General features: G+C 44.3%; 14 protein-coding genes. All 14 read left to right on the top strand.

Annotated elements, in window-relative coordinates; genetic code table 11:
- Nucleotides 1-20 precede the first annotated feature (20 nt).
- A complete protein-coding gene (locus AB5443_RS21215; protein WP_277130230.1) occupies nucleotides 21-3,203 on the top strand; it encodes a TonB-dependent receptor in 3,183 nt (1,060 codons plus the stop codon).
- Nucleotides 3,204-3,215: 12 nt separating this feature from the next.
- The gene (locus AB5443_RS21210; RefSeq protein WP_277130233.1) at nucleotides 3,216-4,736 is read left to right on the top strand and encodes a RagB/SusD family nutrient uptake outer membrane protein; all 1,521 of its coding nucleotides are present in this window, start codon (nucleotides 3,216-3,218) and stop codon (nucleotides 4,734-4,736) included.
- Nucleotides 4,737-4,756: 20 nt separating this feature from the next.
- On the top strand, nucleotides 4,757-6,436 hold the full coding sequence (locus AB5443_RS21205) for an IPT/TIG domain-containing protein (RefSeq protein ID WP_277130236.1): 1,680 nt from the start codon (nucleotides 4,757-4,759) through the stop codon (nucleotides 6,434-6,436).
- A gap of 3 nt (nucleotides 6,437-6,439) precedes the next feature.
- Entirely contained in the window at nucleotides 6,440-8,698 is a 2,259-nt protein-coding gene (locus AB5443_RS21200; RefSeq protein WP_277130239.1) for a chondroitinase-B domain-containing protein, read from the top strand.
- 121 nt (nucleotides 8,699-8,819) lie between these two features.
- Entirely contained in the window at nucleotides 8,820-11,027 is a 2,208-nt protein-coding gene (locus AB5443_RS21195) for a heparinase II/III family protein (RefSeq protein ID WP_277130242.1), read from the top strand.
- A gap of 23 nt (nucleotides 11,028-11,050) precedes the next feature.
- Nucleotides 11,051-11,395, top strand: coding sequence for a cupin domain-containing protein (locus tag AB5443_RS21190; RefSeq protein ID WP_044654309.1), 345 nt, complete (start codon nucleotides 11,051-11,053; stop codon nucleotides 11,393-11,395).
- Between the two features lie 4 nt (nucleotides 11,396-11,399).
- Nucleotides 11,400-12,866, top strand: coding sequence for an MFS transporter (locus tag AB5443_RS21185; protein ID WP_277130245.1), 1,467 nt, complete (start codon nucleotides 11,400-11,402; stop codon nucleotides 12,864-12,866).
- A 24-nt stretch (nucleotides 12,867-12,890) separates the two neighbouring features.
- On the top strand, nucleotides 12,891-13,643 hold the full coding sequence (locus tag AB5443_RS21180) for an SDR family NAD(P)-dependent oxidoreductase (protein WP_044654304.1): 753 nt from the start codon (nucleotides 12,891-12,893) through the stop codon (nucleotides 13,641-13,643).
- Nucleotides 13,644-13,763: 120 nt separating this feature from the next.
- Nucleotides 13,764-14,966 carry an alginate lyase family protein gene (locus AB5443_RS21175; protein ID WP_277130248.1) on the top strand — a complete coding sequence of 401 codons (1,203 nt, stop codon included), beginning with the start codon at nucleotides 13,764-13,766 and terminating at the stop codon, nucleotides 14,964-14,966.
- Between the two features lie 48 nt (nucleotides 14,967-15,014).
- Complete coding sequence (locus AB5443_RS21170) at nucleotides 15,015-16,004, top strand: alpha/beta hydrolase (RefSeq protein ID WP_277130251.1); 990 nt, start codon at nucleotides 15,015-15,017, stop codon at nucleotides 16,002-16,004.
- Between the two features lie 6 nt (nucleotides 16,005-16,010).
- A complete protein-coding gene (locus AB5443_RS21165) occupies nucleotides 16,011-16,904 on the top strand; it encodes a hypothetical protein (RefSeq protein ID WP_277130255.1) in 894 nt (297 codons plus the stop codon).
- A gap of 247 nt (nucleotides 16,905-17,151) precedes the next feature.
- Nucleotides 17,152-17,685, top strand: a complete 534-nt coding sequence (locus AB5443_RS21160) for an RNA polymerase sigma factor (RefSeq protein ID WP_083589253.1) — start codon at nucleotides 17,152-17,154, stop codon at nucleotides 17,683-17,685.
- Between the two features lie 38 nt (nucleotides 17,686-17,723).
- A complete protein-coding gene (locus AB5443_RS21155; RefSeq protein ID WP_368114372.1) occupies nucleotides 17,724-18,779 on the top strand; it encodes a FecR family protein in 1,056 nt (351 codons plus the stop codon).
- Between the two features lie 150 nt (nucleotides 18,780-18,929).
- Nucleotides 18,930-20,717: SusC/RagA family TonB-linked outer membrane protein (locus tag AB5443_RS21150; protein WP_368114373.1), on the top strand; the 1,788-nt coding region annotated here is incomplete at its 3' end.

The raw sequence follows: 20,717 nt of genomic DNA, 5'->3' as shown, positions 1-20,717 counted from the left end.
AGAAATTAAAACACTAATCTATGAACAACTCCTGTATTTTTAAAAAAGTCGTGATGATGTTCCTGTTGTTGGTAGGGACATTGAACGTTTACTCCCAGCATGTAGTTACTGGTAAGGTGATAGATGAACAGGGTCCGTTGATTGGAGCTTCGGTGACAGTGAAAGATGCTGCCGTTCCTACCGGTACTGTGACGGACGCTGAAGGTAAATACTCCATTAAGGTTCCTAATTCCAAGACGATTCTGGTTTATTCGTATATCGGTTATGTTGATAAGGCGGAAGCGGTTGGTAAACGCACAGTTGTGAATGTGACGTTGGAAGAAGATTCGAAAATGTTGGACGACGTTGTGGTAATCGGTTACGGTACACAGGCGAAATCTCATTTGACGGGTTCGATTTCAAAGTTGGAAGGTGAGAAACTGATTAATGCTCCGGTGAGTGATGTCACTACTGCCTTGCAAGGTGCTATGACTGGATTGACGGTTTCTAATGAGACATCGGAAGTGGGTGTGACTCCTTCTATCCGGGTACGCGGTACGGGTTCCATTTCCGCAGATAGTGAACCGTTGGTTATCATAGATGGATTTCCCGTATCCGGTGGTTTGTCGTCTATCAATGCTGCGGATGTGAAGTCTATTGAAATTTTGAAAGATGCGGCTTCGGCTGCCATTTACGGGTCGCGCGCTGCCAATGGAGTGATTATGGTGACTACCAAAAGCGGTACGCCGGACAAGCCGAAATATTCTTTTAAGTTCTATCAGGGATTTAAATACGCTTATCAGTTGCATGATATGATGACTTCTTCCGAATGGTTGGGCTTATTGGAAGAAGAAGCTGTCTTAGGTGGGCCGAAAGTTCCGAGTGCTGCTCGCGGGGCTGCTTATTTGGAAAGCCAGATGGGGACTACCGACTGGCAGAAAGAGGGCTTGCGTGATATGGCAGGTATCACGAATGTGCAGATGAGTGTTTCCGGTGGACGCAAAGAGACGAAATATTTTATTTCAGCAGCCTATACTAAAGACCAGGGGGTGATGCTCAACAATTCACTGGACAAACTGAATTTCCGTACAAAAGTGGATACCAAACTCTCAAAGATAGCTACGGTGGGTGTTAATATATCCGGTACATATAGCAAGACGGAACGTCCGAAAAATAACTTTATTGATTTCTATCGTACTCCCTCTTTTTTACCGGTCTATCACAATGCATATAGCACAGACCTGACCGGATATACCGGATTTGCAAGAGGTAGCCATTTTAACAATATTATGACACCGACTGCCGTGGATGCCGATGGAAATCCGTTGTTGGATGCCGACGGTAACCGTGTATTGGAAAAATCGTCTCCATTTAGCTCTGCCAATAATAATCCGGCGAGCGTAATGACTAATACTTTCCGTTGGAGCGAGACTATGCAAGGATTGGCCAGCATGTATCTCACGCTTGACCTTTGTAAAGGATTGCAGTTTAAGACATCCAACGGCTTGAATGTTCGTTTTGCCCCTTCTTATTATTATGCAAATAAGGACGCTACGAAAGACAAGGAAGCAAGCCGTGCCACTTATTCTAGTGCACTTTATATTGATTTGTTGAGTGAGAATACCTTGAGTTACCATTTGGACTTTGGAAAGAATAAAGACCATAGTCTTGACGCTTTATTGGGATATACTGTAGAAAAGACACGGAATCAGCGGGTGGCTATGGCTGCAACGGGATTTGCTACGGATGACATTCATACTTTGAATGCTGCCACTGTTTACGAGTTGGCTAGTGAGGGTAATGGAAATACGGCGGGTACGGGAACTTTCAGATATCCGGACGTTGTATTGGAATCTTATCTGGGACGTGTCAATTATAGTTATCTGGGGCGTTATTTGTTGTCTACCTCTTTGCGTCTGGATCGTTCATCGCTCTTTTCCAAAGGAAACCGTAATGCCTGGTTCCCTTCCGTATCACTGGGTTGGCGCGTGAGTGAAGAGAAATTCATGAAGGGTATCAAGGCTATTTCTAACTTGAAGCTTCGTGCATCGTATGGTGTGACGGGAAATAACCGTATCAGTTATAATGCAGCCCTCGAGGTATTGAACAGTGCGAATTACGTGACCGGCAAAGGTACGGGTTCATTGGTGAATGGTTCTGCGAATATCTCTTCTTCGCTGGCTAATTCTAATATTACATGGGAGCAGACTGATGAGTTTAACTATGGTCTGGATTTGGGACTTTTCAACAACCGTATCAATCTGGCGATAGATGCTTACTATTCGGTGACACGTGCGTTATTGTTCGAACAGCCGACGCAATCGTTTACCGGTTACACACACTATTGGAATAATATAGGAAAAGTCCGTAACTCAGGTTTGGAAATCCAGCTTGATACGCATAATATGAAAAGCCGTAAGTTTTCATGGGATACTAATATAAATTTCTCACTTTCGCGTAATAAATTATTGGAGTTAGGCGGTGAACAACAAATGATTTCTTTGGGTGAAAGAAATGAGGGTTATCTTGCTAAAGTGGGTGAGCCGTTGATTCAATTTTATGGATACAAAACGTGTGGTGTATGGAATAGTGCGGAAGAGATTGCAGCTAATCCTCATTTTTCAGACGACGCACCGGGAGGGATACGCATTGTCGATACCAATAATGACGGTTCTTTGACTCCTGAAGACCGGGTTGCGTTGGGCACTCCTTACCCGGATTTCACATGGGGCATCACCAATACTTTCCAAATTAAAGATTTCGACATCTCATTCCTTATTCAGGGTGTACAGGGCATCACAGTGCTTAATGGTGATGTATATTATAATGAAACAAAGAAGTGGAACAAGAAGTACACAAAGAACCGCTGGGTAAGTGCAGAACATCCGGGTGACGGAAAAACGCCTTATCAGAATGTGAAAACGGGACATGACCTCATGCTTACTGATTATCCTTTGCAAAATGCTTCTTATGCTTGTCTGCGTAACTTTACAGTGGGATATACCTTGCCGGCAACTGCTGCCCGTAAGATTAAGTTATCAGGTGTGCGTTTTTATGTGTCGGGCAGTAACTTGCTCTATATTTGGGGAAGTGGCTACAAAGGCATTAATCCGGAGTCGCGTATGACATCCGGTAATTATTCCAGTGCAATGATTTCGGGGTATCAGCGTGGTGGGTTCCCGTTGACTTCTACCATTTCTGCCGGTTTTGATATTAATTTTTAATGGAGGAAAACGATGAAAAAAATAAATTATATAGGATTATTGTTAATCGTCATGGTATTTTCCGCTTGTGATTTGGATCAATATCCTTATTCGGAAGTGGCGGCAGATAAGTATGTGAAGGATGCTTCGTCGGTAAATAATCTGGTGCTGGGTTGTTATAATTCCCTGCATGATGTGATGTATTACGAATGGGCCATGACAGAATTGCGCTCGGATAACGGACGTATGTATGCTGCAGGTTCTTCTTCGAATACCACACGACTGGTGGAACAGCTCGACCAAGGTACTATCGTACCGGAAAACGAATGGGTGGAAACGTACTGGAATGCCTGTTATGCCACAATTGCACGGGTAAACAATGTTATATCTTACCTTGATGTGGTGATGGACGAGACATTGCGGAACCAATATGAGGGAGAAGTGCTTTTTCTTCGTTCATTGGAGTATTTCAATCTGGTTCGTTTATGGGGGCCGGTATTTATCGTTACTTCCAAAGTTCCTTCTGAAGTGGCCCGTGATATGCAACGCTCTACGGTGGATGAAGTATATGCCCTTATTGAAGGAGATTTGGAGAATATTGTCAATAATGAACTGTTGCCCCGCAAGATGGCGGACGGTGACTTGGGACGTGCTGACCTGAACGCGGCAAAAGCGTTGCTTGCCAAGGTATATGCTACGCACTACCGGGCGGGTGACGAGAAATATGCCCGTGCCGCCCGACTGTGTAAGGAAGTACTCGAAAGTGAATCTGTGGGAAATCCGCAATCGGGTAGTGATCTTGTGGCTTATGATAAGGTTTTTGATATTGGCAATGAGATGAATAAGGAGATAATCTTTGCGGTTCGTTACCTTTCGGGAAATGCCGGTATCGGTTCGCCGTTCGGCAATATGTTTGCTCCGGTCAATAATGGTGCAAATGTGATTATCGGTACTTCTTCCGGTTATAATACTCCTACTGACAACATTATTGCAGCTTACGAGCAAAGAGGTGCGGGGGCTGATAAACGTCTGGATGTGAATATCGCCCAGAAATATTTCAATACAACTACTCAGACGTGGGTGACGGAAGGTAATTGCCGTTACTGCAAGAAGTATGTAAATCCTGTAACTACACAGTATGATGGCGAAAGTGACTGGCCTGTGATTCGTGTGGCTGATATTGCTTTACTTTATGCTGAATTGACAAATGAAATCTCGGGGCCTTCGGCAGACAATCTGAAGTATTTGAATATGGTTTGTGAACGTGCCGGTGTTTCTACGTATACACTGACCGACCTGCCTGGTCTTTATGATTTTAGAAAGGCTGTACGTAATGAGCGCAGGCTTGAACTGGCTTTTGAGAACCAGCGCTGGTTTGATCTTCTTCGTTGGGGTATTGCTACTCAGACAGTAAACAACTACTTGAACAGCGAGCTTCTTTATACGGAATATTCTTATACGGTGAATGATATAGAAGATTGGCAAACATTTCTGCCTATTCCGGTGAGTGTGATTGACATTAATCCAGAGATAGCACAGAACACGGGTTATTAATCTTTTAAATGCTTACGAATATGAAACAATATAGAAAATGGAGTCTGGCATCATTGTTTGTCTGTTTATTCTTTTTGTGTGGTTGTGATTCTACATCGATGAAGGATGTGGCGGTTAGTTCACCGGAAATCCTTTCTTTCTCGCCCGAGAGTGGAAGCATAGGTAGTGAGATTGTTGTTACCGGAGAATATTTGGATGATGTGGTAAGTGCTACTATCGGTGGTGGAAAAGCCGTTATCCTACAGAAAGTGTCCAACCGGCGTTTGTCTTTGAAAGTGACAAATCAGGCACGCAGTGGTAAAATTGTATTGGTAAATTCGATAGGTGAGGGTGTGTCCGAAGGAGATTTTACCCTTGAATATCCGGCTCCTGTCGTTTCACAGGCCGGGATGCCCTCGGAAGTTGAAATGGGTAATAATTTGTTGCTCTCCGGTAGTTCCATGAATGTGGTGAGTGCTGTTCTTTTCACTGCCGAAGGCGAGACAGAGGGAAATGAGGCAGAGATTATCTCACAAAGTGAGAATGAGATAGTAGTGAAGGTTCCTTATGTGGAAAGTGACAAGGCTATTGTGACATTCAAATATTTTAATGGTACAGAGGAAGTGGAGACGTCAAGTTCGTCCGCGCCCAAGTTCACGGTGAAACGTTATCAGCCTGAGGTTACAACTACTGTGTTTGAACCAGCCAACGTGGGAGATATGGTAGTGCTGGAGGGAGCATATCTTAATAAGATTGATAAAGTGCTGTTAGGTGATATCGAGTGTACTATTACGTTGCAGACTGAAACTGAATTAAAGTTTGTTGTACCTTCATCGGAGAACTATGTAGATGGAGATAATACGGTGGTACTGAAGATTTCTTATTTTGACGAACGCGAAGTGCACACCTTGACGGATGTGTTTGTGGTGAAAGTGCCTTTCGTTTATTTCTGGGAGAATAGAAAAGTATATGGTCAGGGACGTATTGAGGGGCAACTATCTTCTTTCTTCTCTCCGGAAACGGGATTGGTCTATGCAAATAGTGATTGGGGTACTGTAGTAGATCCAGTTTCTATGAAATATAAAGCTGCTACTTGTTCTGCTAATAATAAACCGGCGGTTTCAGAGAGCGAATATAATTCAGTAAACCCCTATTTTTTCTTCTCAGGAGCTTCTGCAGGGCAATTACAGATTAATAGTCCGGCAAACTCAAAAACACAATTGAGAAACTTTTATTCTACAACAAATTCCAGTTCGCAAGTGACAGGAGGAAAAATAGATTGTTATGGTACGCCGGCATTAACTTTCTTATGGCTTGACCCATCTAAATCAGGCTATAAAACTCTGATTGATGAAGTGAAGAACGGTACATTATCAAAGATTGATGAGACTACTTTCCCAATAGATGTGGAAGCTAAAACTTGCCGTGGTTTTAGTATTGCAAGTGCAAAGGCTTCGCCTAATACAGATGTTTGGGCACCGGATATATTTAAGGTAGGTGAAGAAAAGATAGCAAATGTAGATGCCGTTTTGCTTGTATTTTATTATAATGTAAAAGGGTCGGTCGATAATGTTGCTGATAATATTAAACGTATTGGAGTTTTACACATAAAAACAGTTGATTTTAAGTTGTACAATAACACGAATGCTCCTTCGTCCAGTTCTATTACCTTTGATATGTACTGGCAGAAACAAGATTACGATTACTCAAAAGTTCAATAATTAATGATGACACGAAATATACATAAGGCAATTATATCGCTTCTGTTCATCGGGCTACCGTCAGTCTCTTTTGCAAAAAGATATGACGTAACGCTTCCCGAAGTAGCTTCCTGCTTAAAAACTGCGCAACCGGGTGACCAGATCTACATCAAGGACGGTCAGTACAAAGACATGCAGTTGAAGTGGATGGGTAAAGGAACCGAAAAAGATCCTATCACCATAGAAGCCCTGAACCCCGGAAAGGTGAAGATAGAAGGCGGCTCTACCTTGCGGATAGCAGGCGAATGGATGTCTGTCAGCGGATTACATTTCACTGACGGCTACGCTCCCAAAGGTTCTGTAATAGAATTCCGTAACGGACAGGAACTCGCTAATCACTGCCGCCTGACGAATTGTGTGATAGACAAATTCAATCCGTCCCGCCGGGATCAGGCTTACAGCTATATATTGCTTTATGGTCGTCACAACAGGGTAGACCATTGTTCGTTGACAGGAAAACTTAACTTGGGGGTGACATTGATTGTCATCCTCAACGACGAACGTTGTTTGGAAAATCATCACCTGATTGACCATAATTATTTTGGTGAAAGACCTGTATATGGTTCGAACGGAGCCGAGACAATGCGTGTGGGAACTTCTCAACAGGCTTATAGCTCCTCAAATACAATCATTGAAAATAACCTGTTCGAACGTTGCTCCGGTGAAGTGGAAGTAATCTCTATCAAGTCCAGTGACAACATCATCCGAAACAACACGCTGTTGGAATGTGAAGGAGTGGTAGCTTTGCGCCATGGTGTCCGTAATACGGTGAATGACAATCTGTTTATCGGTAACGGGCGTCGTAATACAGGCGGTATCCGCATAGTTGATGCCGGACATCAGGTGTACGATAATGTATTGGTCGGATTGGCAGGCACCCGCTTTTTCTCCGCTTTGGGAGTCATGGACGCTGTACCCAATTCGTTACCTAACAGATATTGTCAAGTTGTTGATGTCAAGATGTACCGTAACACATTCGTAGATTGCACGAATATAGAGTTTGGTACAGGCAAAGATATGGAACGTACTCTTGCACCGGAAAAAGTCTCATTCACGGACAATATCATCATCAATAAAGAACTCGACCAACCTTATATAGCCGTTGACGACGTATCGGGTATCCGGTTCAAAGGTAACAAAGTGCAATTGGGCAAGAATTACTCAGCACCGGGATTCACTACGGAAAAAGTGAAAACTCCCCAGTTGCCCGATGATGCTGTGATACGTAAGGACAAAGGTGCTTCATGGTTTAAAAACCAGGTATCACAATCCATAGCCAATGACCATAAAGAATATAATGTATCTCCGGGAACGAACCTGTCTGAAGTCATTCAGTCGGCAGCACCGGGCGGTATCATTATTTTGGCGAAAGGCACATATCCTATCCAATGTGCTATGCTCGTTGATAAACCGTTGACAATCCGTGCTGCTGACGCAGCCAATAAGCCGATTGTCCGTTTCAACGGAGATAAGCCGGATAATATGGTGACTATTGCCGATGGTGGCGAACTGGTCATTGAGAATATTACATTCGATGGAGTTCTGGAGCCCGGAAAAGCACTGGCTAAAGCAGGAATTTCCACTGCCTTTGATATGATACAGCCTTATACACTGACAGTAGACGGCTGCGAATTCCAAAATTTTGGAGAAGGCGGATTCTTTGCTATTAAAGGAACAAAAGCTACTTTTGCCAAAAGCGTTACTATCAGAAACTGCTTCTTCCGTGATTTGTCAGGAGATGCTATCAACTATGCAGCAGAGAAAGACGATATAGGCCGCTATAACGCTGATGATATGTTGATTGAGAACTGTTCTTTCTATCGCTTGTTGGGTTTACCCATTAATATTTATCGCGGTGGAAGTGACGAAAGTACGGCAGGCCCTTATATAACTATCAGACATTGCACCTTTGTAGACTGCTGCAACAAGGAGCGTGGAAGCGTCATGCGTCTGATTGGCCCGCAAGTACTGACAGTGGAAAACTGTAACTTTGATAATAGCGGACGCGGTGGGGCAACTATCCGTCTGGATGAGGCGACTTGGGAGAAAGTACGCATTGCAAATTGTAATCTGTGGAACTCCGGTAGAATGATGACTACCACTTCTCAAGCCATACAGGGAAAGATGTACAATATCCGTCCCGCCTATATCAATGCCGAAGCATACGATTATACTCCGGTGAAGGGTAGCGAACTGGAAAGACTTTCTATCGGTCTGAACTAGTATTATCAGGCACGGATTACACGGATTTCACGGTTGCTTTATGCCAACCATCAGTCCAAAAACCGTGTAATCTGCGTAATCCGTGCCTGGATTTATTACATATATTTATTATGAACATAAGATGAGAAAACTTATTATTTGCATATTCATGGTTTTAGGTGGATGCCTCTTTTCATTTGCCCAACATCCGTCCCTTCTTTTCACACAGGAAGAAGTGAACGAGATTAGGGCAGGAAAGGGGACGGTACCCGCATTCGACAAATCTCTTTCGGAAGTGTTGACCGCAGCCGATGCGGCAATAAACTATCCTGTCTCCGTGCCGGTTCCGATAGACGGCGGCGGGGGCGTGGTGCACGAACAGCATAAATCCAATTATTATGCGATGTTCCATTGCGGAGTTGCCTATCAACTGACCGGTGATAAGAAATATGCCGCTTACGTAGCTGATATGTTGGAAGCCTATGCAAAACTATATCCCACTTTGGGTTTCCACCCCTTACAACTTTCCCCTGTTCCGGGACGTCTGTTTTGGCAGACGCTGAATGAAAGTGTATGGCTGGTACATACAGCGGTCGCTTATGATTGTATCTATAACACACTTTCACCCAAACAGCGTTCCACTATCGAGAAGAACCTGTTTGTTCCGATGGCGGACTTCATCATGGACGGTATGGGAGACAACCATGCAAATAACAAGACTTTCAATAAAATGCACAACCATGCTACGTGGGCTACGGCTGCTGTTGGCATGATTGGCTTTGCGATGAACCGTGAAGATTACGTAAAGAAAGCACTTTACGGCTCTGACGAAACAGGTAAACGAGGCGGCTTTATCCGCCAGATGGATTACCTGTTCTCTCCCGACGGTTACTTCACGGAAGGAGCCTACTATCAACGTTATGCCATCTGGCCTTTCGTCATCTTCGCCCAGTGTATCGAGAATAAACTGCCGGACTTGAAAATCTTTAATTACCGGGACAACATTCTTTCGAAAGCCCTCTCCACATTGGTACAACTTTCGTATGAAGGCGAATTCTTTCATATTAATGATGCCTTGCTGAAAGGGCTTTCCGCACAGGAACTGGTATATGCGGTAGACATATTGTATAACGTCAATCCTTCGGACAAATCATTATTGTCCGTTGCAAATAAGTACCAGCATACTTATCTTCCTACTATCGGTGGCTTCAAAGTAGCCCGTGATATTGCCCGCGGAGAAGCTGCCCCGATTACTTATCGCAGCAGTGTATTCCGTGACGGGCGCAAGGGGGATGAAGGCGGTATAGCCGTAATCCGCTCCACAGATGCTAATCTGAACAGCGCCTTGACACTGAAAGCTACCTCACACGGCTTGAGCCATGGACATTTTGATAAACTGACAATGGCTTATTACGACAATGGAAACGAGATTCTGGCCGACTATGGCGCTTCCCGCTTCTTGAATATCGAAGCCAAGTACAAAGGTCATTATACCCGTGAAAACCAATCGTTTGCCAAACAGACAATTGCGCACAATACATTGGTTGTGGATGAAACATCCGACTTTGCCGGAGATATGAAAATCTCTTCCCGTTATCACTCGGACATCATCTACCATGATTTCAACGGCGGACATTTTCAGGTAATGGTGGCGAAAGACACCAATGCCTATCCCGGGATAGAGATGAAACGTACACTGGCTTACGTGACTACCCCTTTCCTGCAATTTCCGCTAATCCTGGATGTGCTGCAAGCAAATGCGGACAAAGAGCACCAATACGATTACCCTTTATGGTATAACGGACATTTCGTCTCTCTGAACTTCCCCTATACCAAAGCAGGTAACGAACTGAAAACTCTTGGAACAAAGGACGGCTATCAGCATCTTTGGCTGGAAGCTTGGGGACAGAATGAGAACAAGAATACATCGAGCTTTACCTTTGTCAATAAGAATCGTTTTTATACTATCAGTACGTCGACCACTCCGCAGACAGAGATGAAAATGCTTCGCCTGGGAGCTAATGACCCGGACTTTAATCTGAGAAACGAGACTGCCTTCCTGATAAGGGAAAAAGCACGGAAGAACCATACATTCGCCACTTCCATCGAAACTCATGGAGAATATGACGTAGTAAGGGAAACTTCCAGTAACCTGACTTCCTCTTGCGAAGAAGTAAAAGTAGTGATGGATACAGCTTCCTATACAGTTGTAAAGGCTATATATAAAGGTGGACATTTTGTAATGCTTTGCCTTAGCAATACAGATAATAGTAAAGAGAAGAAACATAATCTGAGCATCGACGGTCTTAATTATACATGGAACGGCCGTTGCGGAATATTTATGAAATAAACAAACCATTAATAGACAAAAGTATGAAAACATGTAGTGAAACTTTTCAGTTTGAGAAAGATTTGAAGTGGGAAAACCCTGCTCCGGGTGTGAATCGTCAGATAATGGCCTATGACGGTCAGTTGATGATGGTCAAAGTAAAATTTGACAAAGGTGCGATAGGAAGTATGCACGAGCATTACCACAGTCAGGCAACTTATGTGGTGAGCGGCAAGTTCGAACTAACCATCGGTGACAAGAAAGAAATCCTTTCTGCCGGTGACGGTTATTATGTAGCACCCGATGAGCTGCACGGATGTGTTTGTCTCGAAGCCGGTATCCTGATTGATACATTCAGCCCTGTGCGTGCAGACTTCTTAAACTTATAAAAGTATGAAGGTAAAAGGACTCCGATGGATGGTTATCGGATTAATCATGCTGATAACCATTATCAACTATCTGGATAGAGGTACGCTCAACTATATGTGGGTGGCTAATATCGACTATCGTCTGGTTCCCGAAGCGGATGCACCGGCAGATAAAGGTAATCATGCCGTTCTGGCAGGAGAGCAGTATATCCTGACAGCCGCAAACGGGAATAAGGATTCTGTCAGCGTAGCCAACGTGCAGATGAAAGAGAAAAACGGCGTTACGTTTGTGACCAATCGTGAAGGTATCGCCATCGACCTCGGACTGATAGACCGCAATGACCCTGACGCTTCGCAGAAAGCGAAAGATATTCTCGGTCTGATTACTATCTTCTTTATGATAGCCTACGGTATCAGTCAGCTTGTCTCCGGAAAACTGTATGACAGGATTGGATGCCGGAAAGGTTTCTTCTGGAGCGTACTCGTCTGGGGTACGGCGGATGCATTAGCCTCTCTTTCACGGGGAATTTTCTCGCTGACCTTCTTCCGGATGATGCTCGGACTGGGTGAAGCCGGCCCGTGGCCCGGTACGACGAAAAGCAACGCCGAATGGTTCCCGCAGAAAGAACGCGCTTTCGCACAGGGTTTGTTCGGGGCGGCAGCATCCATCGGTTCAATCCTTGCACCGATTATTATCCTGATGCTCTTCATTGCTTTCGGCTGGAAACTGACTTTTATTGTAGTCGGCGGATTAGGACTGATTTGGTTGATTCCCTGGTTGATTATCAACAAGGAAGGGCCGAAGAAGCATCCCTGGATTACAGAAGAAGAACGGACTTATATCTTGAGCGGTCAGCCTGAAAAGGAACTGAAGACAGAAGAAAAAGGAAAGAGCTGGGGCGAATTGCTCCGGGTGAAGAAGAACTGGTCTGTTATTTTAGGACGGTTCTTCCTCGACCCTATTTGGTGGATGTTCGTGACATTCCTGCCGTTATATCTGGCAGATGTGTTCCACTTGAATATCAAAGAGGTGGCATTCTCCGCCTGGGTACCTTATGTAGGTGCGGCATTGGGAAGCATTGCCGGCGGCTGGTATTCCGGTTGGTTGATTAACCGGGGACATACGGTGAACTATGCCCGTAAGGCGGCAATGCTGCTTGGCGGGATTATCATCATCCCGTCCATTCTGGCGGCTATCATGTCTACTACGGCTCCGGTCGCTATCATCTTTATGGCTTTGGTATTGGGAGGCTTCCAGTTTTTCATGACGAACTTGCAGACCATTCCGAGCGACTTGCACAGCGGCAAGTCTGTCGGTTCACTGGCAGGACTGGGTGGCGCTTCGGCCGTATTAGGCACTATTCTGGCAATCCTTTTTGCCAGTTATATTACGAATTGGATATTATTATTCAGCCTGTTGGGAGCTTTGGTGCCGCTATCGCTGTGCTCCATCTTCCTGACAGTAGGAGAGATTAAACAAATAGATAAATAAACGTATTTTAAAAACAAGACAATTATGAAATTAGAAGGAAAAGTAGCTATCGTGACAGGTGGCGCGCGCGACCTTGGTCGTGCAATATCAGTGAAACTGGCAGCAGAAGGTGCAAAAGTTTGCCTGAACTATTTCGACAATGAAGCCGATGCACAGGAAACACTGGCATTGATTAAAAACGTGGGTGGCGAAGCAATCGCTGTTCAGGGTGATATGACAAAGGCTGCTGCGGTAAAGAATCTTTTTGCAGAGTGCAACAAGGCATTCGGCGACAAGGTGGATGTATTGGTGAATGTAGTAGGCGGAATTGTAGGCCGTAAGAAAATCACCGAACAGGACGAAGACTGGTATGATTTCCTGATGGATGTCAATATGCGTTCCGTATTCCTCTGCACCCGTGAAGTGGTTCCGATGATGCCGGCAGGCGGCTCTATCGTCAACTTCTCTTCATTGGCTGCACGCGACGGCGGTGGCAACGGAGCTTCCATGTATGCAACCGCGAAAGGTGCAGTAATGACATTTACCCGTTCCATGGCGAAGGAACTCGGCCCTCAGGGAATCCGTTGCAACGCTATCTGTCCGGGTACGATTGCCACTTCTTTCCACGACCGCTTCAATACGCCGGAAAACCGCGAACGTATGAAGGCTTCCTACGCATTGCGTCGTGAAGGAACTGCCGAAGAAGTTGCCGACCTGGTTTGCTTCCTCGCCTGCTCCGAATCTTCTTACCTGACAGGTACGAACATTGATATTAACGGTGGTTGTTTCTTCTCTTAAGGAAGAAATCTGATACCGTTATTCTGAATATAGTGAAGAATCTGCTCTTTGGCAGATACCGGGAGCAGGTTCATCGCTTCGTTCCGAATGACATACTTACCTACTTTAAAGAAAATATTTATGAGACGAATCTTTGCCATATGGGCTGTATGCCTCTGTTGGGGGATACTGAATGCCGCCCCCTTAGGCCCGTTTAATGCGACATTGCTTGAACAGCTAAAAAACGACTATCAGAAAGGTGACAAGGAAGTCACCCGGTACATTGAACTTCAGGAAAAGGTGGCAGAGAAATATATAAAGATGACTCCTCTGTCGGTAACTGCTAAAAAGAAACTACCCCCCAGTAAAGATCCTCGGGATTATATGACCTTATCTCCCTACTGGTGGCCTGATTCTACAAAAATAGACGGACTTCCCTACATCCGGAAAGACGGCGAACGCAATCCTGAAGTCTACGAATACCCCGAACGTGAGAATGCCAACCGTTTCGGCGATGCCGCTTTCTGTCTGGGGGTGCTCTATTATATCACCGGAAAAGAAGTCTACGCCAAAGCATGTGCCGATCATTTAAGAACATGGTTCACAGACCCGAAACTAGGCATGAACCCGAATATGACTTACGCCCAAACCGTGCCGGGCATGAAGAAAATGAGAGGTTCGGGTTTCATTGACTCGCGCCGTTTCAGCCGTGCGTTGGGTATTGCCAAACTGATAGAAGGCTCTGAAAGTTGGACTCCCTCGGACAAGAAAAAACTCGATGAATGGGCTACCACTTTCTGCTACTGGATGGAGAACAGCACGCAAGGGCAAAGAGAATCTCATGCAGCCAACAATCATGGCTTGTGGTACGAAGCCATTCATTTGATGGTACTGGCTTACTTAGACCGTACCGACCGCATCCGCGAAGTGGCTGAACAAAGTATCCTTCCCAAAATGGGTGCACAGATTGCCGATGACGGTTCGTTGCCTCAGGAGTTGAAACGAACTCTCTCCCTGCATTATTCAACTTTCGCTTTGGAAGCCTTGATGGAAGCCAACCAGATCACGAGCCAGATAGGCATCAACTTATGGAGCACCCCCGCTTCGAACGGGAAAGTGGCTTCACAGGCAGTAGAGTATCTGTATCCCTATTACCTGAATCCCGAGAGCTGGAAATTCAAACAGATTAAGCCTTTTGACCAGTCCCGTGCTGCCATTCTTCTCTATGAAGCGGGAACGGCATTGGGAAATCAGAAATATGTCGATACGGCAAAGCGCATCGGTCTGAAATACAGTACGTCTGATGTGGAAACGATACCGTATCTGATTTTAAAGAAGAAATAACATCTGAAGAAGAAATAAAATTATCCTCACCTAATATAAAGTGATAACATGAAATTGAAACTGATTCTTTGTTTGTGTATGCTACCGCTTCTTTGCCTTGCGCAGGAAGCTCAACCACAGCAGTTCTCCAACCGTTACGGCATGAAGATGACGCGGAACGACGACGGTTCTTATTCGTTGCTGTATGCCAAGAAATATGCAAAGTTCATTGATGTGAATACCATTCCCGACGTGATGGTTCCCTATACCTATCAGGCAGACCGCTTGAAAAGCAAGGACTACAAAGGAGTAACCACCAAGGACATTGTTTACAAGAAACATAAGGATTATGAACTGACACTCACAGTAGACTTTGCAGAGACAGATAAACCTGCTCCTTTTGTGGTTTACATCCACGGTGGCGGATGGGCACGGGGCAATAACGGTTCGTCTAGGTCTTTATCCCAGTATTTGGCGAAACAGAGAGGTATAACAGGTGTTCGTGTCTCCTACACATTGGCTCCGCAATCCGATGCAACTGTGAAAGTCTCTATTCAGGATATTCTTGACGCAGTGAAGTATGTCCGTGAACATGCGGCAGAATTGAACATTAACCCCGACTGTTTCGGATTTCTGGGTACTTCTGCCGGTGCGCACTTGGCAGCAGTAGCTGCGATGACTGTCCCCGGTACAAAGGCTTTCGTAGGCTATTCCGGAATATATGACTTGGAAAAGGCTGCCATTACTATAAAAACAAAAGACCCTCAGCGTATTGCATACTTCTGTGACAGGGAGCCGAAAGTGCTTCGTGAAGTCTCTCCCATAAATCTGATTCCGAAGAAGAATGTTCCCGCTTCCATGTTGGTATGTGGCACATGCGATGTTACAGTAGAGTGCGAGCAGAGCGAAATGTTCGCATCGGCTTTAAAGAAAAGAGGGGGAGTCTGTGACTTGTTGAAGTATGAGTACTATGACCATAACGTAAGTTCGAAGACTTCGGACAAGATGGAAGAGATTTTCTTCAAGTCGGTAGATTTCCTGACCAATCATATTAAATAAATCCAGATGAGAAAAGGAATCCTGTTCATGGCTCTTTTTGCCTTTATCGCCTGCTCCAACAGTTCGTCGGAAGTGATAGATGATAAAGAACAACCAAAGCCGGAGCAACCGGTGGACGGCACATTGATTGCCGACGGCAATAGCGCAAAAACGTATGATCTGATTAAACGTTCGGGCTATAACCATGAAGCTCCCGACTCCTCGCGCGAACATAAGACTGTGCATTTTCAGCATATTCAGCAGGTGCATGACAACCAGCTAAATAAGTACGTATTTGCTTTCTTTATTCATGCCGGGATAGATGACGACCGTGGACTGGCAAATATCACCGACCGTCAGCGTAATGAGATAAAGACGGATAACAAATCACCCAAAAGCCTTGTCGGGCAAAATGGGGAGACTATGGTATTCCGTTGGAAATTCTGTTTGCCGGCAGGATTTCAGACGACGACCAAATTCTCCCATCTTCACCAGTTGAAGGGCATTGATAATTCATCGGGCACGGCAGACGTCGGCTCTCCGCTTATCACCCTGACTGCTTATTCCAACAGCGGCAGCAAGGGTGGTCAGCAACTGCGCGTACGTTATGACGAACGTGGCGGAAGCACTACTACTCTTGCTAGTACAGACCTTGCCGGCTTTCTCGGCAACTGGGTAGAGGTGGAAGAAAAAGCCTGCTTCGGTGAAGACGGTTCGTATGAAGTAACCATCACACGTATCAAAGACGGAAAGGTACTCTTAAAGTTCGGCCCTGAAAAAATGGATATGTGGCGCACGGACTGTACGGGACTTCGTCCCAAATGGGGTATCTACCGTTACTTGGGTGAAGACCGGAGTTGGCAAGACCAGTTGCGTGACGAAGAAATCCGTTTTGCCGATTTCTCCATCAAGAAGCTTTAGAGAGGGATTTTAAAGAAAACCTTGGAAAAGGACAGACGGTTAGTTTTGTCTATTATGGTGGTCTCCTGTCCGGGATATACTTTCGGGTATATTTTCGGGCGGGAGATTGTCGTTTAGAATGTTTCTATAAGCATCATCTTTTTCATCAAAGCAAAAAAAGTATAGAAAGTCTTCCCTAAATAATATATTTAAGTAACTTTGCTTCATCTCGAATTCACGTTGAACTTTAAGTTGTTATACTATTGGAATGGGAAAAAGTGCAGATTGGATGAAGGAAGAGAGGTTTAAATCCTTCTTTACTCAATACTACAAAGAGCTCTATTATTTCGCCTGTGGATATGTGAAAGATACATGCATTGTAGAAGATATCGTCAGCGAGTCTTTCGTCAAGTTGTGGGCAAATATGGAGAATATCCAGGAATTTGCTGTGAGAAGATATTTACTGCAAACAGTGAAAAATGCCTGCATTGACTATCTGCGCACTCAGAAAGAATTTTTCCCGGTGGAAGAATGTTATACGTTGGCAGATTTGGATGAGAATCCGTTAGACTATCTTATCTCCCAAGAAGATGAATCCCGTATCATTACTGCCATAAAAGAACTTCCACAACGCTATCAGGAAACTTTAAAGCTCCGAAGTTTTGAAAAACTCAAATATAGTGAGATTGCCCAAAAGATGAATATATCCGTAAATACGGTGAAATCCAATCTGCGTGAAGCCATCCTTATTTTAAGGAAAAAACTGGGAATCTTGCTAATCTTTATTTTTTTTCAGATTTAGACCCACCCTTTTTCTAACCAACATCGTCTTTAATATATATGCAGGAAAATAATAACATAAATAGGATAAATGAACTGATATCTTCTTTCTTTGAAAAAGGATTATCGGAAAAGGAACGGACTGAACTGAAAAAGATACTGGAAAATCCGGAGAATAAACGCTATTTCAGGGAAGCCTATACCATCGAACTGGTCGCAAGGAATATGAAACCTGATAATTATATGGATTCTGCCTACGACAGGGTGATGGATACTATCAAGGGACAATCTCATGCCCGCCCTGTGCAAAAGAGAAGGTATTTGTTGGTGTGGAAGAATATTGCTGCAGTCATCTTGTTCACAGTATCTTGCTGGGCTGCTTATGAATGGGGAAGTCGTACTGATAGTCTTATAGACGGCATTACTGAAGTAAATGCCCCTTTAGGTTCCAAGTCCGTTTTAAGTTTGCCGGATGGTTCTGTTGTGACATTGAATTCGGGTAGTAGCATCGCATACGCCAAATCTTTCGGAACTGAAGTGCGGAAGATTGAACTGCATGGAGAAGCTTTCCTGGAAGTACAGAAAGATAAGAAGCCATTTATCGTTTCTGCCAAAGGAACGGAGATAACAGTACTGGGAACCAGCTTCAATGTGAAAGCATATGATGACGAGGATATTGTAGAAACGACGCTGGTTAAAGGCTCTGTGAAAGTGAAGCCTGATACGGGCCGGGAAATTCCTGAAGTCTACTTGAAACCGAACGAAACCGTCCTGATTTGTAAGAAAAATAAGGATGATATACAGGTAGAACTTAAGAAAGATGTGAATACCCTGTTATACACATCCTGGAAAGACCCTAAATGGATAATTCAGAAGGAGACATTAGAAAGTATAGTCAAGAAACTGGAACGCAAGTATAAAGTAGAGATAAGTATCCAGGACGAACAGTTGAAACACTATAAGTTTACTGGAATCCTGATGGATGAAACGATACAGCAAACACTCGACTTGATGAGGGATACGGCTCCTATTGACTATTGCTGGGAACAGGGAGTGATTAAGATCAGAGTGGATAAGCAGCGAAGTAGGGACTTTGAAAAGATAATGAGCAATTGACCTTAAAATGTTTAACTTTATAAATTAATATGACGCCTATGAGACACATCTGACCGAGAAAAATGCAAGGTCGAAGAAAAGGGTAATTCCTTCGACCTTAATTAAATTGTCCTAATCACTAATTATTAAAAACAATTTATTCACAAAGATATGAAAAAATATCTGAAAGTAAAATTCTTGCAGTCAAGAATTGCGGGATTCCTATGCCTGTTTTGTTGCCTTTTCATGTTCACTTCCGAATGTTACGGGCAACAGTCGAAACGGGAAAAAATAACTTTGAATGTCACTAATCTCCCTGTCAGAGAGGTAATCGGGAATATTGAAAAGCAGACTGATTATCGTTTCTTCTATTCGGAGAACCTGAAAGATTTGGATAGACCGGTTTCTGTCAAATGTGAGAATGCAGGGATAGAATACGCAATGCAGAAGATCCTGTCCGGCACTTCTTTGGATTACAAGATAAATGAGAACCGGGTTGTTTCAATTGTTCCTAAAACTCAGTCGAAAGAAAAGCTGCAACGGTTGAACGGTTCTATTATTGATGAGAAAGGAACGCCCCTGATTGGTGTGTCCGTACTCATAAAGGGAACCTCGCAAGGTACAATCACTGATATTGACGGAAAGTTCCATTTGGATAATGTAGAGCCATCATCTACTGTCGTTTTCTCCTATATAGGATATGAAACGATTGAGAAACCGGTGAATGGGAAAAGGGAACTGACCGTTATTCTGAAAGAAAACTCTCATTTGCTGAAAGAAGTGGTAGTAGTCGGCTATGGTGCGCAACGGAAAGTAAACTTATCCGGGGCGGTGTCGATGGTATCCGTTGACGAGCAATTATCCGGCAGGTCTATTTCAAGCACTTCCACTGCATTAAGCGGATTAGTGCCGGGATTGATGGTACAGCAGTCCAGTGGCATGGCAGGTAAGGATGGAGCTACTTTGAGAGTACGCGGACTGGGTACGGTCAATAACTCGGTTCCTTTGATTGTGGTGGATGGTATTCCCGATATAGAAATAGACAGAATTGACATGAACGACATAGAGAGCATATCTGTATTGAAGGATGCCTCTTCATCAGCGGTCTACGGCTCAAGAGCGGCTAATGGCGTTATCTTGATTACAACGAAGAAAGGTAAGTCCGGGCGGGTGAATGTGAATTATTCGGGTAATTTCTCCGTTGGAAAAGCTACCGGTTTCTATGATTTCCTTGCTGACTATCCGAGGGCACTGACATTGCATAACCAGGCAGCGACAAACGGTAATAGCGGTGCTATTTATAAGGACGGAACTATTGACGAATGGATGGCCAAGGGAATGGTAGACCCGGTACTGTATCCTAATACCGACTGGTGGGATGTTATCTTCCGTTCTCCTTTTACACAAAATCATAGCTTGTCTGCTACAGGCGGAAATGAGAAAGGGACTTATTATCTGTCTATCGGTTTGCTGGACCAGGAAGGCTTGATGATTAACAATGATTACAGACGCTATTCTTTCCGCGTGAATGTAGACCAAAAAGTAGGCAACCACTTTAAGGTAGGCTTGAACGCAGCAGGACAGTGGTCGGACCAGGTATATCCGTTGGACGAAGGATTGCTCTCTTATGGAAATGCTTCTACATGGGAGATGGTCAGAACAGTGGCGGGTATCTTGCCGCAACACCCGGTTACGGGAGAGTATGGCGGTGCGATGGCATATGGTGAAGATATTCTGGCTACTAACCTTTTGTCTAAGTATAGCGTGAACAATAATAAGCTGGAGCGTAAGGACTTTAATGGTATGGCTTTTCTGGAGTGGCAACCCTTGTCGTTTCTCCAGTTCAGGGCAGATTATGGCCTGACCTACCGGAATGACTTTAGGTGGGTTCTATCAATTCCATTTTTTATTTCTTGCATAAGGCAGCAGAACCCTTTAACTGTCTTGAGCAAGATAATC

This window comes from Bacteroides sp. RTP21281st1_H5_RTP21281_210402 (assembly GCF_040918965.1).
GTDB lineage: Bacteria > Bacteroidota > Bacteroidia > Bacteroidales > Bacteroidaceae > Bacteroides > Bacteroides congonensis.
This window is presented reverse-complemented; position numbering and strand designations above follow the sequence as displayed.

What these genes read in the sequence shown, in the direction of transcription:
- AB5443_RS21215 (WP_277130230.1), top strand. Translation starts at nt 21, where the DNA reads ATGAACAACTCCTGTATTTTTAAAAAAGTCGTGATGATGTTCCTGTTG.
- AB5443_RS21210 (WP_277130233.1), top strand. Translation starts at nt 3,216, where the DNA reads ATGAAAAAAATAAATTATATAGGATTATTGTTAATCGTCATGGTATTT.
- AB5443_RS21205 (WP_277130236.1), top strand. Translation starts at nt 4,757, where the DNA reads ATGAAACAATATAGAAAATGGAGTCTGGCATCATTGTTTGTCTGTTTA.
- AB5443_RS21200 (WP_277130239.1), top strand. Translation starts at nt 6,440, where the DNA reads ATGATGACACGAAATATACATAAGGCAATTATATCGCTTCTGTTCATC.
- AB5443_RS21195 (WP_277130242.1), top strand. Translation starts at nt 8,820, where the DNA reads ATGAGAAAACTTATTATTTGCATATTCATGGTTTTAGGTGGATGCCTC.
- AB5443_RS21190 (WP_044654309.1), top strand. Translation starts at nt 11,051, where the DNA reads ATGAAAACATGTAGTGAAACTTTTCAGTTTGAGAAAGATTTGAAGTGG.
- AB5443_RS21185 (WP_277130245.1), top strand. Translation starts at nt 11,400, where the DNA reads ATGAAGGTAAAAGGACTCCGATGGATGGTTATCGGATTAATCATGCTG.
- AB5443_RS21180 (WP_044654304.1), top strand. Translation starts at nt 12,891, where the DNA reads ATGAAATTAGAAGGAAAAGTAGCTATCGTGACAGGTGGCGCGCGCGAC.
- AB5443_RS21175 (WP_277130248.1), top strand. Translation starts at nt 13,764, where the DNA reads ATGAGACGAATCTTTGCCATATGGGCTGTATGCCTCTGTTGGGGGATA.
- AB5443_RS21170 (WP_277130251.1), top strand. Translation starts at nt 15,015, where the DNA reads ATGAAATTGAAACTGATTCTTTGTTTGTGTATGCTACCGCTTCTTTGC.
- AB5443_RS21165 (WP_277130255.1), top strand. Translation starts at nt 16,011, where the DNA reads ATGAGAAAAGGAATCCTGTTCATGGCTCTTTTTGCCTTTATCGCCTGC.
- AB5443_RS21160 (WP_083589253.1), top strand. Translation starts at nt 17,152, where the DNA reads ATGGGAAAAAGTGCAGATTGGATGAAGGAAGAGAGGTTTAAATCCTTC.
- AB5443_RS21155 (WP_368114372.1), top strand. Translation starts at nt 17,724, where the DNA reads ATGCAGGAAAATAATAACATAAATAGGATAAATGAACTGATATCTTCT.